This is a genomic window from Pseudomonas sp. Colony2, from assembly GCF_019382755.1.
GTDB lineage: Bacteria > Pseudomonadota > Gammaproteobacteria > Pseudomonadales > Pseudomonadaceae > Aquipseudomonas.
On the sequence record NZ_CP080030.1, the window covers coordinates 1,614,880 to 1,630,112 of the forward strand.

General features: G+C 61.3%; 15 protein-coding genes. 9 read left to right on the forward strand and 6 right to left on the reverse strand.

Annotation, left to right across the window (positions count from 1 at the left end; all coding sequences use genetic code 11):
* Positions 1-45: 45 nt before the first annotated feature.
* Complete coding sequence (cynS, locus tag JV201_RS06880; protein ID WP_003210659.1) at positions 46-516, reverse strand: cyanase; 471 nt, start codon at positions 514-516, stop codon at positions 46-48.
* A gap of 29 nt (positions 517-545) precedes the next feature.
* Entirely contained in the window at positions 546-1,187 is a 642-nt protein-coding gene (locus JV201_RS06885) for a carbonic anhydrase (RefSeq protein ID WP_087692575.1), read from the reverse strand.
* 112 nt (positions 1,188-1,299) lie between these two features.
* Here JV201_RS06885 and cynR point away from each other — a divergent pair, with 112 nt between their 5' ends.
* Entirely contained in the window at positions 1,300-2,166 is an 867-nt protein-coding gene (gene cynR, locus JV201_RS06890; protein ID WP_003210662.1) for a transcriptional regulator CynR, read from the forward strand.
* Here the strand turns inward: cynR and JV201_RS06895 are convergent.
* Positions 2,141-2,917 carry a transporter substrate-binding domain-containing protein gene (locus JV201_RS06895; protein WP_008437921.1) on the reverse strand — a complete coding sequence of 259 codons (777 nt, stop codon included), beginning with the start codon at positions 2,915-2,917 and terminating at the stop codon, positions 2,141-2,143. The two genes, cynR and JV201_RS06895, sit on opposite strands and share 26 nt — an antisense overlap.
* A 387-nt stretch (positions 2,918-3,304) precedes the next feature.
* Between JV201_RS06895 and JV201_RS06900 the strand changes: the two genes are divergently transcribed.
* The 6 genes from JV201_RS06900 (at position 3,305) to JV201_RS06925 (ending at position 11,666) form a co-directional block, all read left to right on the forward strand.
* Positions 3,305-4,678, forward strand: a complete 1,374-nt coding sequence (locus tag JV201_RS06900; RefSeq protein WP_219406673.1) for a glutamine synthetase family protein — start codon at positions 3,305-3,307, stop codon at positions 4,676-4,678.
* Positions 4,679-4,823: 145 nt separating this feature from the next.
* Complete coding sequence (locus JV201_RS06905; RefSeq protein ID WP_003210665.1) at positions 4,824-5,474, forward strand: class I SAM-dependent methyltransferase; 651 nt, start codon at positions 4,824-4,826, stop codon at positions 5,472-5,474.
* 122 nt (positions 5,475-5,596) lie between these two features.
* Positions 5,597-6,730, forward strand: a complete 1,134-nt coding sequence (rnd, locus tag JV201_RS06910) for a ribonuclease D (RefSeq protein ID WP_003210666.1) — start codon at positions 5,597-5,599, stop codon at positions 6,728-6,730.
* Positions 6,727-7,020, forward strand: coding sequence for a YcgL domain-containing protein (locus JV201_RS06915; protein WP_003210667.1), 294 nt, complete (start codon positions 6,727-6,729; stop codon positions 7,018-7,020). The genes rnd and JV201_RS06915 overlap by 4 nt, the downstream gene beginning before the upstream one ends.
* Before the next feature lie 117 nt (positions 7,021-7,137).
* The gene (locus JV201_RS06920) at positions 7,138-8,070 is read left to right on the forward strand and encodes a D-2-hydroxyacid dehydrogenase (protein WP_003210668.1); all 933 of its coding nucleotides are present in this window, start codon (positions 7,138-7,140) and stop codon (positions 8,068-8,070) included.
* Between the two features lie 122 nt (positions 8,071-8,192).
* Positions 8,193-11,666, forward strand: coding sequence for a hypothetical protein (locus JV201_RS06925; protein WP_219406674.1), 3,474 nt, complete (start codon positions 8,193-8,195; stop codon positions 11,664-11,666).
* An 80-nt stretch (positions 11,667-11,746) separates the two neighbouring features.
* Here JV201_RS06925 and JV201_RS06930 read toward each other — a convergent pair whose 3' ends face one another.
* Complete coding sequence (locus JV201_RS06930) at positions 11,747-12,346, reverse strand: nitroreductase family protein (RefSeq protein ID WP_003210670.1); 600 nt, start codon at positions 12,344-12,346, stop codon at positions 11,747-11,749.
* 153 nt (positions 12,347-12,499) lie between these two features.
* Between JV201_RS06930 and JV201_RS06935 the strand changes: the two genes are divergently transcribed.
* Positions 12,500-12,949 carry a YcgN family cysteine cluster protein gene (locus tag JV201_RS06935; RefSeq protein WP_003210671.1) on the forward strand — a complete coding sequence of 150 codons (450 nt, stop codon included), beginning with the start codon at positions 12,500-12,502 and terminating at the stop codon, positions 12,947-12,949.
* Positions 12,950-12,961: 12 nt separating this feature from the next.
* On the forward strand, positions 12,962-14,200 hold the full coding sequence (locus JV201_RS06940) for a hypothetical protein (protein WP_219406675.1): 1,239 nt from the start codon (positions 12,962-12,964) through the stop codon (positions 14,198-14,200).
* Positions 14,201-14,306: 106 nt separating this feature from the next.
* Here JV201_RS06940 and JV201_RS06945 read toward each other — a convergent pair whose 3' ends face one another.
* Positions 14,307-14,657, reverse strand: coding sequence for a DUF2892 domain-containing protein (locus JV201_RS06945; RefSeq protein WP_003210673.1), 351 nt, complete (start codon positions 14,655-14,657; stop codon positions 14,307-14,309).
* Positions 14,658-14,726: 69 nt separating this feature from the next.
* Positions 14,727-15,194 carry an RNA methyltransferase gene (locus JV201_RS06950; protein ID WP_003210674.1) on the reverse strand — a complete coding sequence of 156 codons (468 nt, stop codon included), beginning with the start codon at positions 15,192-15,194 and terminating at the stop codon, positions 14,727-14,729.
* Between the last annotated feature and the right edge of the window lie 39 nt (positions 15,195-15,233).

Here is a 15,233-nt window from a genome sequence, read left to right on the forward strand (position 1 = left end):
TCGATCTTGTTGGTGTGCCAAGAGCGTAGACGGTTTGCCGGCAAATCAGAACGGTTTGGTCGGCAGGTATTTGCCATCCAGGGTGATCACCGCGCGGGAGCCGCCGTCCGGGTCTTCGACCTTCTTGATGTCCAGCTTGAAGTTGATCGCGCTGATGATGCCGTCGCCAAATTGTTCGTGCACCAGGGCCTTGAGGGTCGAACCGTAGACCTGCAGCATTTCATAGAAACGGTACATGGTTGGGTCCGTCGGCACGCCGCCCGGAAAGCTGCCGCGCAGGGGCACGGTTTGCAGCAGGCGGCTGGCGTCCTGGTCGAGGCCAAGCTTGTCGCAGACCACATCGGCAGCGTCCTTGGGCAGCGGATGCTGGCCGAGCAGGGCGGCGGTAACGAACGCCAGGCTCAGGCCGGTGCCGTCGGTGAGGTCCTGCCATGACAGGTTCTTGCGCGCCTTGATGTCGATGACGGTGTCGGCCAGGGCCAGGCGTGGGGATTGGGCGAATTGGGATTGCAGCATGGTGATGTCCTCTTGGGTTTGAATAAGGTTCAGGCGGCGTAGGCACGGGTGGCCGGGTGGTCGAGCAGCGACACGAAGCGCCCGCTGCGGCCATCCAGGGCGTCGATGGCGCCGCTTTCGATGTCGTAGACCCAGCCGTGCAGGCTCAGCCGGCCTTGTTCCAGGGCCAGGGCCACGGAAGGGTGGGTCTTGAGGTTGGCCAGTTGGGCGACCACGTTTTCCCGTACCAGCGAGTTCAGCCGGTCGGCATCCGATGCGTGAGTGCGGGCGGCGTTGATCACCTTGGCCGACTCGGCGTGGCGCAGCCAGTTGGCCACGGCGGGTAAGTGGTCGAGGCATTTGCAGGTGGAGATCGCGGTCATGGCACCGCAGTCGGAGTGGCCGCAGATCACGATGTCGCTGACGCCGAGAACGGCCACTGCGTATTCGACGGTGGCCGACACGCCGCCAGGCTCCGGCCCGTAGGACGGGACGATGTTGCCGGCGTTACGGATCACAAACAGGTCACCGGGTTCCTGCTGGGTCAGCAGTTCCGGGACTACGCGGCTGTCGGAACAAGACACGAACAACGTGCCGGGGTTTTGCGTGGTAGCCAGGTGTTTGAACAGGTCGCTGCGTTGGGTGAAGGCTTCACCCTGGAACTTGCGGAAGCCGTCGATGAGATCTTGCATGGTGGTTCTCCTTGCGTCGCTGATGGGGCAAGGATGGAAGTTTTCAGTTATAGCGTCCAAGACCGGCTTATTATGGTTTCTATAAGTCATGCCTATAGTTGGAGCGCCTTCCATGTTGCTGCGTCATATCCGCTACCTGCTGGCCGTTGCCGAGCACCGTAATTTCACCCGGGCGGCGGAGGCGCTGCATGTGTCGCAGCCGACCTTGTCGCAGCAAATCCGGCAACTGGAAGACACTCTCGGTGCGCCACTGCTGGACCGTTCCGGCAGAAGCGTCAGCCTGACCGATGCAGGCGAGGCCTATGTGCGGTTTGCGCGCCTGGCCTTGCAGGATCTGCAGGCCGGCACCCGCGCCATGCATGACGTGCAGGACCTGAGCCGTGGCAGCTTGCGCCTGGCGATGACGCCGACATTTACCGCCTACCTGATCGGGCCGCTGCTGGCGCGATTTAACGGGCTGTATCCGGGGATTACAGTGAGTGTCGAGGAGCTGACCCAGGACCGCATGGAGGCGGCACTGACGGAGGATTTGCTGGATATCGGCATCGGTTTTACCGGCGAGCATTTGCCGGATATCGAGTGTGAAGGGGTGTTTGTCGAGGCGTTGAGCGTAGTGGTGAGCGCTGGTCATCCCGGCATTGATCGACAGTCGTGGCTCCAGCAGCCGTTGGTGCTGCTGAATGCCGGCTTCGCCACGCGTCGCTATATCGATGAGTATTTTCGCAGCCAGGCGGTGAAACCGCTGATCACCATGGAGGCCAATTCCATCAGCGCGATTATCGAAATCGTACGAAATACGCAGTTGGCGACCATCCTGCCCAGCGCGATTGCCCAGGTGCAGCCGGGGTTGCAGGCGGTGCCGCTAAGCCCGCCGTTGCCGCAACGCACGGCGGCGTTGCTCAGCCGCAAGGGAGGCTATCGCAGTGCGGCGTGCAGGGCGTTTGTCGAGCTGGTCAGGGCGCAGCCAGCCACTGATTGATGATGCCGTCATACACGCCGGTCACCGTGCTCAAGTGCAGCCACTGGTCCACGTAACTCTTCCATGCGACATCATCGCGGGGCAGCAGGAACGCTTTTTCGCTGTACTGCATGTACCGCTCGGGATTCACCGCGCACAGTCCCGGCTTGAGCTTCTGCTGATACCGCGCCTCGCTGGCGTCGGTGATCATCACGTCCGCCTTGTTCGCCAGCAGTTCCTCGAAAATCGTCACGTTATCCGGGAACAGCGTCAGTTGTGCCTTGCCCAAATGCGCCCGCGCAAATACTTCATTGGTGCCGCCCGCAGGCTCGATCACGCGTACCTGCGGCTGGTTGATCTGCTCCACCGTCTGATAGCGCTGCACATCGGCGCAACGCACCAGCGGGATCTTGCCGTCGACGCCCAATGGCTGGCTGAAAAACGCCTTTTTCTGCCGCTCCAGGGACACTGAAATACCACCCACCGCAATATCACAGCGCTGGGCCAGGAAGTCCGGCATCAGGGTTTTCCAGGTGGTCGGCACCCACTTCACCTGCACCCCAAGGCTCTTGGCCAGGGACTGGGCCATCGAAATGTCGATGCCTTCGTAGCTGCCGTCCGGGCGTAAATAGCTGTAGGGCTTGTAGTCGCCGGTGGTACAGACGCTCATTTCGCCGCGCTGGAGCACTTCATCCAGGCGCGACGCAGGGCTGTCGGCCAGGGCCTGGGCAGACAGGCCGGCCAGCAGGGAAAGGGTCAGCAATGCTTTCATGCGGTCGGGTCCTTGGGCATGGGGAGGGCCGCCATTATTTGCAAATGTTTAGCCACGGCACAACCAAACTCCATCAAGACTGGATTTAACGGCTTAACCTCGCGTGTGAGGCTGCCCGGCATCTCTTTACTGTGAATCCCGCATGGACGGTTCCCCCGACACACACCCTGAGACATCGCCAGGCGCCACCGCGTCCAGCCGTCCGGATGGTCGTCGAGTCACCGCTGATGCCCTCCCTTCCGAACTCGCCTTCTGGGCGCTCTGGCACTGCCGCCACGCGCGCCCACCGGACACCTTTCTCCTACGTTGATTTGCCCGAATGGATGCCCCGCGCATCTGCCCGGCAGCGCCCGCGCGCCTGCCTGACGCGAACGTATGAGAATGCCCATGAGCACGCCCTTTGCCACCCTGCACGAAGCCCAGTCCTTTCTTGAGCAGAACCCGGATATCGAGATGTTCGAGCTGTTCATCCTCGACAACAACGGTGTGCCTCGCGGCAAACTGCTGCACCGCGATGAACTGCTGGCGGTCTATGAAAGTGGCCGGCCGCTGCCGAGTACCATCCTCGGCCTGACCATCAATGGCGACGACGTGGAGAACTCAGGGCTGGTCTGGGAAGTCGGTGATATCGACTGCCGTGCCTACCCGGTCAGCGGCAGTTTGCAGCGCATGCCGTGGCGCCTGATCCCGACGGCAGCAGTGCAAGTCAGCATGCACCCCACCGAAGGCATGCCCGCTACCGTGGCCGATCCCCGGCACCTGCTGGCCAGGGTGATTGACGACCTCAAGGCCGACGGCTATTACCCGGTGATGGCGGCGGAGCTGGAGTTCTATTTGCTCGACCAGAAACCCGACAGCAACGGCCGCCCGCAACCGGCGCGGGATGTCGACGGCGGGCGCCCGCGCTCGACCCAGGTCTACGGCCTGCGGGAGCTGGAGCAGATCGAACCGTTCCTCGCCGACCTCTACAGCGCCTGCAAACTCCAGGGCATCCCGGCGCGCACGGCGATTTCCGAATACGCCCCGGGCCAGGTGGAAATCACCCTGGAACATCGCAGCGATGCCCTGCAAGCCATGGACGAGGCGGTGTGTTACAAGCGCCTGGTCAAGGGCGTAGCCCACAAGCACGGGATGACCGCGTGTTTCATGGCCAAGCCGTTCGACGATCTGGCCGGCACCGGCATGCACATGCACGTCAGCCTGGCGGACCGCGACGGCAATAACCTGTTTGCCAGCGAAGCACCCGACGGCACGCCGCTGTTGCGCCACGCGGTGGGCGGCATGCTCAGCACCTTGCTCGACTCGTTGCTGATGTTCTGCCCCAACGCCAACTCCTATCGACGCTTCCAGACCAACAGCTACGCGCCGCTGGCCGCGACCTGGGGCGTGGACAACCGCACCGTCACACTGCGGGTGCCCGGCGGACCGGCGTTTTCCCGGCATATCGAACACCGTATCTGCGGCGCCGACGCCAACCCGTACCTCGCGGCGGCCGCGATTCTGGCCGGTATCCACCGGGGCATCCGCGAACAGCGCGACCCCGGCGCGCCGGTGGAAGGCAACGGTTATGCCCAGGCCAAGGAGTTGCTGCCCACCGATTGGCTGACCACCTTGCGTGCGCTTGAAGGCTCGGTTTGGGCGCGGGAGGCGTTCGGCGGCGAATTCCTCGGCGTATACCTGGCGGTCAAGCGGGCCGAATACCGTCAGTTCATGGGCGAGGTGGGCGAGCAGGATTGGCGCTGGTATCTGCACCAGGCCTGAAGATGAAGGCGCTGATCACAGACAGTTAACAGACAGGCAGCGGGCTGGATACTGGATCTGCATTAACGGCGAACAATCCTTCGACCTTTTTTTCACGAGACGGTGGTTAAGCTGCGAATGTCTGATCCATTAACAGAGTCGTGTGATGCCGTCGCAACCGCCGTCTTCCATCGAGATTGAATTTGCCGAACGCGCTGGCCAGCAGCATGCCCTGGTCTGCGCCGACACGCGTCCGCCGGGGCTGTTGCGGCGCCTGGGGTTGTGGCGCGATGAGCAATTGGTGCGCCGTGCACTGAAGATCGCCGGCGAGCCAGGGCTGATTCTCGACCTGGCGTGCGGCTCCGGGCGCTTTTGGCCGGTGCTGGCCGAGCACAGCAACCGGGTGATCCTGGCGTCGGACAACTCCCAGGACATGCTCGACCACGCCCGTACCCATCACGCGCCGGGCTTGCTCAAGCGGATCAAGACCTTCCAGGGCTCGGCATTTTCCATCGGCCTTTCGGCCAACGCGGTGGACTGCATTTTTTGCCTGGAGTTGTTTCGCCATGTGCCAACGGCAGAAGGGCGCCTGGCCCTGCTCGGTGAGTTTCATCGGGTAAGCCGCGACACGGTAATTGTTTCGGTCAACAGCGACAGCGGCTACCGGGCGTTGCAGCCTGGCCCGGCGGCAGTTGCCAGCCACCGGGCGCAAGTGGAGGCGGAGTTTCGCCTGGCGGGTTTCAAGGTCCTCGGTCAACAGGAGTTCATGCCCGGCTCAGCCATGTGGCGGGTGTATGTCCTGCGTAAGAGAGGATAAGTACCGACTGTCGGACTATTCTTCAGCTCCTATAAGGGTTTTCATGGCGGATGCTGTACTGCGAATGCTCGCAACTCCCTTTCGCGATATATACTGCGCGCCATTCTTCAAGGGAGAGCCGTGTGGCCATCGATATTCACTGGATCTGCGACAACGATAGCCTCGGCCAGCACTGCGCCGAATGGCAGCAGTTGCCATTCGTCGCCCTCGACACCGAATTCATGCGGGTCGACACTTTTTATCCCATTGCCGGGCTGATCCAGATCGGTGATGGCGTGCGCGCTTACCTGATCGACCCCCTGACCATCGACAACTGGCAACCCCTGGCCGCCTTGCTGGAGAACCCGGCGGTGATCAAGGTGGTACACGCGTGCAGCGAAGACCTGGAAGTGTTGCTGCGCCTGACCGGCAGCCTGCCGGTGCCGTTGTTCGACACGCAACTGGCGGCGGCCTACCTGAACCTCGGTTTCTCCATGGGCTATTCGCGGTTGGTGCAAGCCGTCCTCGATATCGAGTTGCCCAAGGGCGAGACCCGCTCCGACTGGTTGCAGCGGCCATTGTCCGAGACGCAAATCAGCTACGCCGCCGAAGACGCGGTGCACCTGGCAGAAGTCTACACACGCCTGCGCCCGAAGCTTTCCGACGACAAATACGCCTGGGTCCTGGAAGACGGTGCCGAACTGGTGGCCAACCTGCGCCGCGAAGTCGACCCGTACGAGGTTTATCGCGACGCCAAGCTCGCCTGGAAACTCTCCCGTGCCCAGCTCGCCGTATTGCGCGAACTGTGCGCCTGGCGCGAACAGCAAGCCCGTGCCCGTGACCTGCCGCGCAACCGGATCATCCGTGAGCACTCGTTATGGCCCCTGGCCAAATCCCAGCCGGATAACCTCGCCGCGCTGGGCAAGATCGAAGACATGCACCCGCGCACCGTGCGCCAGGACGGCGAGTTCCTGCTGGGCCTGATCAAGCGCGCCGGCAGCGTGCCCATGGACCAGTGGCCACCGGCGGTTGCCGAGCCATTGCCGGTGGACGCCGCCACGCTGATCAAGCAACTGCGCGCCCTGGGCCAGGCCGAGGCCGAACGCCTGGACATGGCGCCGGAACTGATGCTGCGCAAGAAAACCCTTGAAGCCCTGGTCAAGAGCGGCTACCCCGAGGGGCCTTACCAATTGCCAGATTCGCTGCGTGGCTGGCGCCGCGAACTGATGGGCCAGGCGCTGCTGGACAGCCTGGCCACTGCCGGAGAACAGCCTTGAAACGTATTTGCTCCATCTATCGCAGCCTCAAACGAAACGAGATGTACCTCTACGTGCTGAAAAGCGATGCACTGGAGCGCGTGCCGGAAAGTCTGCTGGCCGCCTTCGGCAAGCCGCACCACGCCTTCGACCTGGTGCTGAGCCCGGAGCGCAAGCTGTCCCGCGAGGACATCACCGTGGTTCTGGAGAACCTCGAAAAGCAGGGTTACCACCTGCAAATGCCGCCGGCCGAGGACGAGTACATCGAACACTTGCCCGAAGAGCTGCTGCGACGCAATGACCCGATGTGATCGGTCAGTGCCCCGTCCGGGGCACATTCATCTATGGAATTCAATTTTTGGCGGCGGCCGCACGGTACAGTGAACTGGACCGGCGGCCGCCTGCAGTGTTTTTGAAAGGTTTGAACCATGCGCGTTCTGATTGCTGAACACGATCACCCGCTGTACGCCCGGCTGCTGCGCGAAGCGGCGCCGGACCTTGAGGTCATGACCAGCGGCGACTCCGCCGAATTGTCGCGCCTGGCGGCCGATTGCCCGGTGTGGCTGGGCCAGCCGGATCTTCTGGCCACCTTGCTGCGCCAGGGGCACCAGCCACAATGGCTGCAATCCACCTGGGCCGGCATTACGCCGCTGCTGGCCGACGGCCTGCCGCGGGATTACCGCCTGACCCGCGCCGTGGGCATTTTTGGCCAGGTGATGGCCGAATACGTGCTGACTTACATGCTTGGCCATGAGCGTGAAGTGCTGGCGCGGCTGGTCAGCCAGGTCGAGCGCAAGTGGGATAACCGCATGGGCCAGAGCCTGGCGGGGCGCAAAGTGCTGATCGTCGGTACCGGTGATATCGGCCGCAGCGTTGCGCAATTCCTGCAGCCGTTTGGCGTTGAGCTGTACGGCATTGCCAGTGAGGCCCGTGAGCAGGCGCCGTTTGTCGAAGTTGCCGGGCTCGACGCGTTGCCGCGCCTGGTGGGTGAGGTGGACTACGTGGTCAACCTGCTGCCTAACACACCAAACACCCACGATTTGTACAATGCGGCGCTGTTCAAGCAATTCAAGCCGACCGGGTTGTTCATCAACGTCGGGCGCGGCGTGGCGGTGGTCGATGCAGACCTGGTGGAAGCGTTGAAGGAAGGCCATCTGGCCGGCGCGGTGATTGACGTTTGCCGTCAGGAACCATTGCCCCAGCGCCATCCGTTCTGGACCGCCTGGGGGTTGCTGCTGACCGGGCACAGCTCGGCGCCGACTTCGCCGGGGATGATGGTGCAATTATTTGTCGAGAATTTGCGCGCGTACCAGGCGCAGGAAACGTTGCGCGGCGAAGTGAGTTTCGAGCGCGGTTACTGACAGCGCGAAGGCTCGGCAACGCGTGTTGCCGGGCGCTTACAAATTTCTGCAAACACTAATCAGATGTTCGTTTCGCAGGCCGTATGTGAGGCTCGTACCCCTCTCCAGATGGGTACATTCTCATGTTGAATGCTGGCACTGTGTCTCTCCCTCCACGGGTAACTCCGCAACTTTCCCTGCTTTCTACCGAGCCGGCGGCGCTCCCTCTATTGCCCTCTGCTCTGGGTGCTACGGCCGATCGCAATACGCAGGCCCTCGCCCCAGTCCCCCGGCAATCCGGTCTCACCGCGGCGTTGGGCGAACGCGAGAATCTGCGGACACTCGGCCAGAAGCTCAACGAAATCGCCAGCCGTCTTGGCGTGAATGCCAGCCCTCAAGCGGTGCTGGCCGCGCTGCAAACGACACCGATGCAAATACACCCCGACTCGTCCTACCCGACCCAGGCGGGTAAAGCGGCGACGGTAGAGACCTTTCTCAGAAGTATCGGCTTGGGGTTGCCCACCAATCATTTTCAGCTTACCGGTCATGCCCACGCGTTGAGTGACAGGGCACTGGAGCATCCGCTCGGCAATTTTGGCGGCGGGTTGTCCTGGCCTGTTCCCATGAGCGCCGCTGAACAACGCAGGGTACTGGCGGCGGCTACCGACCATGGCAGCCAGAACCCCAATGCACCGCACATCGGCGCAAGCGTGGGTGTACTGGAATATCTGAACGCGAACCAGCCGTTGTCGGGCGAGGCATTGGCTGATCCTGCCAAGGCACTCGAAACCCTCGTCAGCTCCACCCGCGGGCAGGCACTGGGGCAAGCCATACAAGACCAGCTTGGGGGCGCCGCCTCCGAGACCAGCGTGAACGAATACGCACTGAGCGCAATCCACCTGCTGCTGGATCCCGAGTCCATTACGGCGCCGCACCGAAACCGTGTGGCAGGTTTCGACCTCGCGCAACAGGCCCACTGGGGCAAGCCGGCTTCGACAGTGCTCGAGCGCCTGAGCACTTACCTGCACGAAAATCACAAGACCAGTCCCGAGATGGCCAAGGCCGGCGCCTATTTGTTACTGGCACGAAAGGCGCCCGAGTTTTTGATCAAGGACATCCCCGACCGCGTGACCTACGGCAGCCCTGCCTGGGTAAGCCTCGCGGTCGCAGCGGCGGCCATAGAGGCGCAGTTCCCCGGAAAGGTGGCGCACATGACCTTTGCCCAAGTCATGTCCAGCGCGGAAAACGCGATCCTGACGAATCGAGCCGCCGCCGAACATGCACAAAAGGCGGCATTGGTGGACTGGGCCGTGGTCAACGGGATCGTCACATGCCAGCCAGGTGATCGTTACAGCGACGATGAGATAGACCGTGCAAGGACGGCATTCAACGCACAACTGAAGTCGACGCTTGCGGCTACCGGTTTGTTGGAAGCCGAGATTCCAAGCCGTAAAGACATTGCGTTGGCCCATTTGAAGGAGCGGTTTGGCGAACACGTACCTTTTGAAGAGAAACGACTGAAGGTCGTTGACTCGAAACAACCGTCAGCCCAACCACTTTATGATCCGAACCGGGCGCCCGGCGGGCTTTTCTCGTTGTTGGACATCGCCATGAGCGGACTTGGCCAATACCCATGGGAAACCAGGGACTCGAGCATTGCCGAGGCAATCAAAGGCAAGAGCCTGGATTTCAGCGTGAACAAAATCTTCAACGAAGAATTTGAACAAGCAATCACTTCTCGCCAGCAAGGGGTTCGCCGCGTCATCAGGCACCTTGTCGCAACACTGCCCTTGGTCGACCGGGAAAACCTGGAGTTTGCAAAGCTCGAGTTTTTTCAGAAAAACACTTATGAACTGGGCCTCGACTTCACCTCTAAAAAACGACAGGGCGCGGAAAACAAACTGTGGGTCAAGGCCACCGGAAGGAATGGCAACACTGTTTATGAAATTGATTTGAACGCAGGTGCAATCAAGTCGGTGCCGACCTCGGAGTTAACAACAAAACGCGAGCGGCAGGCCAACAAGGAGTTCAAGACGGAGCCCTTCAAGCCCAAGACCGTGAGCGAGGCTGCCCTTGGCCAAAAGAGCCAGGACGGCTTGTCAACGCCGCCCCCCAGTTTTTCCAGTGCGCGAACCCTGCACATCGCCGATGCTTTTGTTGAGCATCTTGATCTCGACAGTGATGACATAAAAACCTATGCCCGGGGTGTCACCTCGTTCGATAAACAAATGGCAACCGAGTGGAACGTCACCCACTTTTTTCTTGACCTGATTCCGCTCAGGTCAGCCATCGTGAATTTTTCCAGGGGCAACCACCTGGAAGGGGCCAGTGACCTGGCGCTGGATGTCTTTGGTTTTGTCACGGCGGGCGCGGGTGTGGCGGCGAAAGTCACGAAGGCGGGAGCCAAGGTCGCGAGCGCCGCCGCCAAGGCCATTCAAGTGGCAAAAGTCATCGGTGTGGCTGCCATTCAAGCATTCAACCCATTGGATGGCTTCAGCGAACTGGTCGCGGGCGGTGCCCGATTGCTGGGCAAAGGCGCCAACTTTGTACGCGCCACGGGTGCAGAGGTGGTCAACAAGCTCAGGGGCGCGAGCGGCAGCTATGACCTGTTGAAGGCTGCCAGTAAACACTATGACGCAGCAGCGACGGGTACCTTCAAGGTCGCCGGGCAAAGCGTTGATGGAGGCGCGGTACTCCAGAACGGTCGATGGTATGCGTTTGATGTGGACAGGATGCGGCCTTACGGCAGCCCTCTTGAAGGCTTCACCGCAAAAACGAGTGCGATGGATGGGGCGATCATCACCACGCCTGCCGAGCCGGGCAGCGCCCTGAACAACCGGTTGCTTGGCGACTACAGCGTGGCCGAATCGAAAATAGCCGGGCTTGCGCGCAACAGTCAGGGGATCTATGTGGCGGCGGACGGTCACTTGTCCCACATCCGCCATACCGATACTGCCGGCAACACTGCGGTCTACGAAGTGCGGCAAGTGACTCGCACCGCCGACGGTGCCGTACAGGCGCAGATTTATCACAACAACCGGCAAACGCCGCTGCTGGTGCAGCACCTTCAGGGGGACCAATGGCAGCGCCTGGGGGCACGCGGCGGTAACCCGCCTTCTGTGGCATCAGACCTGGGGCCGGAAATTGGCGGGGGCGGTGAGGGGACGATCTACGACAGTCTCGACGGGAAAAGTGTCTATAAGGACTATGGCCCTTCATCCATGACTTCTGCCGACGACTTTGTCGATAACGAGACCCTGTGCCTGAACAGCTATTACGGTGACGGCTTTGCAACCACGATATTTGAAAATGGTCGCCGTTATTTGAAAATGGGCAAGCTGGACGGGGTGGATGTAAATACCCTGGCAAGGGGAAGTTTGCCCCCAGAGGCCAGGCTTTTACTGGATGACGCATTTCGGCGCATGGAACAGAAAAATCTTTACCACAACGATCTGCAGTTAAGTAATTTCCTGTATTCAGCGAGGGATAATAAAATCTATCCAGTGGACTTGAACGCAAACGGTCTTGAAGACATGACACCGTTTCTCGCCAGTATGTACAAGCGTGATCGAGACGAGCTGCGCAGGGCCTATTACGCGCTGATCGCCAAGGCGTAGCTGCACTTGTGGCGGGTGTACCCTGCTGTGATCGCAGCAGCAGGGTTTTGACGTGACCGTCAACGACTGCCAGAGCGTGTTCAGTCCTGGTGGTTGAAGTCGCCTTCGGACACCAGCTCGTTCAATGGACGACGCGGGCTCGGGGTTTCCCGGGCTTGCAGGTAGTCGGCCAGGGTCGATTTGTCGCCGAGCTTGCCAATCGCCACCGCAGCGTGCAGGGCGTAACCTTCAGGAATCTTCAGTTCCTTGCGGGTCAGTTCCTGGTCGAAACCGGCCATGCCGTGGGTGTGCCAGCCGCTGAGGCTGGCTTGCAGCGCCAGGTGGCCCCAGGCCGAGCCGGTGTCAAAGGTGTGCCACAGGGCCGGGGTTTCTTCGGCGGCACCAGGCACGGCAAAGGTCGTCTTCGACGCGACGATCACCAGGGCCGAGGCATGCTGCGCCCAGCCACGGTTGAATTCGTTCAGCAGGCCCAGGAAACGTTCCCAGTTCGGCGTGTCGCGGCGCGCATAGAGAAAACGCCATGGCTGCGAGTTGTAGGCCGAAGGTGACCAGCGCGCGGCTTCGAAGAAGCTCAACAGGGTGTCCACCGGGATGCTTTCGCCGGTGAAGGCGCGCGGCGACCAGCGGTCGGTGAATTGTGGGTGGATCGGATAGTCGGCGACGCGTGGGTTGCTGCTCATTGGGCTGATCCTGATGAAAAACCGGGGTTCAAAATTACTTCGCCGCCGGGTGGCTGACAAGTCTTGTTCTACCGACAGTCGTAAGCGCTTGGCCCCGGGGGCCATGGGCACTAGACTGGCGGCCTTTTAACATACCGATATTGATGTAGAGCCATGGCCGCCAAAGTCGAACCTTTCTGGATCCGCAAAACCCTCGAACAACTCGACCAGGATGAGTGGGAGTCGTTGTGCGACGGCTGCGGCCTGTGCTGCCTGCAAAAGCTCGAGGATGAAGACGACAACAGCGTCTACTACACGCGCATCGCCTGCAAACTGCTGGACCTGAAAACCTGCCAGTGCACCGATTACCCCAACCGTCGGGCCTCGGTGCCCGATTGCATCCAGCTCACTCCGGGCCAGGCCGACCAGTTCAAATGGCTGCCGCCCACCTGCGGTTACCGGCTGGTCAGCGAGCGCAAGGATTTGCCGCTGTGGCACCATCTGGTCTGCGGCGATCGCGACGCTGTGCACCAGGAACGCATTTCCCAGTCCGGGCGCATGCTCAGCGAAGGCAGCGTGCCCGAGGATGACTGGGAGGATTACCTGATTTTTCGTGCAGGCTGAGAAGGAGTGTGTATGACGGTTGGAGCCAGGCTGGCGGCGAGCCTGCTGTTGTTGGTATTGAGTGCGCCGGCGTGGGCGGCGAAGAAAGTTGACCTGGACTATCACGTCAAGCTATTGCCCCAAAGTGATCAGGCAGAAGTGCGCCTGAGCCTGTCCCAGGGCTCGGCGGTGCGCAGCCTCAACTTCGACCTGGGCCGCGACGGCGACTACAGCGACTTCAAGGCCGATGGCCAGTGGCAAGTGTTGCCGGGCAATACCCCGGGTGACAGCCGCGGCCTGTGGCAACCGAGTGCCGACAAGGCCAGCCTGACCTACCGTGTACGCCTCACCCACGCGCGCAAGAAAGGCGTCTATGAAGCGCGGATGACCCCGAGTTGGGCGCTGTTTCGCGGCGAGGATCTGGTGCCCACTGCACGTCTGGATCAACAGGACGGCATTGAACTGGTGTCGCGTCTGGTGTTTGAACTGCCTGTCGGCTGGAAAAGCGTCGAGACGTCCTGGCCGCGCATCGGCAAGAACAAATTCCGCATCGATAACGTTTCCCGCCTGTTTGACCGGCCCACCGGCTGGATGCTCGCGGGTACGCTGGGCAGTCGCAGGATGCGCCTGGGGGAAACCGAAATCACCGTGGCGTCGCCCAAAGGGCAAGGCATGCATCGCATGGATGTGCTGACCTTGCTGACGTTTGTCTGGCCGCAAGTGCAAGCGGCATTCCCACGGCACCCGGCGAAATTGCTGGTGGTGGGCGCCAGTGACCCGATGCGGCGCGGTGCGTATTCGGCGCGGGACTCGATTTACCTCAACAGCCGTACGCCGTTGGTCAGCGAGAACGGCAGCAGCCCGTTGATCCGTGAAGTGGTGCAGGCTATCGGCCGCTTCAACGACCACCAGGGCAGCGATTGGATCAGCGAGGGCTTGGCGCAGTACTACGCCATTGAGCTGATGCGCCGCGCAGGGGGGATCAGCGACGATCGTTATGCCGCCCTGCAGGCCCGGCTGGCCAACGAAGGCAAGGACGTGACCACCCTGCGGGTCGAGCACGCCAATAGCGCGACCGTCTCACGAGCGGTGGTGTTGTTGCAGGAGCTGGACCGCGAGATTCGTGTGAAAACCCACAACAAGCGTTCGCTGGATGATTTGACCCAGGCGGTGATGCGCCTGAACAGCATCAGCACAAAGGAATTTGTGCAGCTGGGGGAGAGCATTATTGGCGAGTCGTCGGTAGTACTCGATACCAAACTGCTGCACTGAAACCAAGGTGGGAGCGGGCTTGCTCGCGAAAGCGGTGYATCAGAAACACAGTCAGTGACTGACACTCCGCTTTCGCGAGCAAGCCCGCTCCCACTTTTGATCGGGGTTAACCCACAGTTTTGCTGGCGTTTTCAGCCGCCACTTCAGCCTTGGTCTTGAGGTTTTTCAGTTCCTCACCGGCGCGTTCGATCTTGGTTCGCACGCTGTTCATTTCCTGGCGGCTGCGCTCCAGCAACTCTTTCGCCGAGCTATGCCCGCTGATCCCGCGTGCCAGCGCTACGCCGCCAATCGCCACCTGGATCAAACCGAAAAAGCCGCCACGGCGCAGGCCTTTGCCCATCATCACCACACCGCCAGCCAGGGAGCCGATGCGTTCCCAGCCCTGGACGTTTTGCGTGGGTTGGGGCTCGAACGGGGTGGACCGGATAACGGGTCGCAGGGTTTTGCTGTCGCTCATGATCTGTCTCCAACAAGGGCTGATTGATATGCAGCTGACTGCACACAGGCCGCGGATGTTCCCAAAAAATCAGTATTTGGGGCCCGAACGGGTGTTGTTGCCCTTGGCCAGACGGTCGTAAAGCACCACGTTGACGGTGGCGGCGAGGTTCATGCAACCGGTGGTCGGGATGTAGATCACGTCTTCACACCAGTCGCGAATCTCTTTGTCGAGGGAGCCGTCTTCCGGACCGAAGATATACAGCGCACGGTCCGGATGGGTGTATTCGGGGAGAGGGCGGGCGCCTTCCACCAGCTCGACGGCGACGGGGATGCAGCCCAGGGGCAGGATCTTTTTCAGGTCGTCGATACCGATCAGCGGAATGTCGTGGTGGACCTTCTTGGTGTCGGTAATAAAGTCCCGGGCCCGCTCATAGCGCTTGCCGGTGTAGAACACCGAGGCCACGCCGTAGCAGCCGGCGGCGCGCATCACCGAGCCGACGTTTTCGGGGGATTTGGGGTTGTACAGACCGATGCAGCTGTAGCGTTTATTGCCCACGGGAGAGGGTGCCTTCGAGAAAAACCGCGATTATACGGC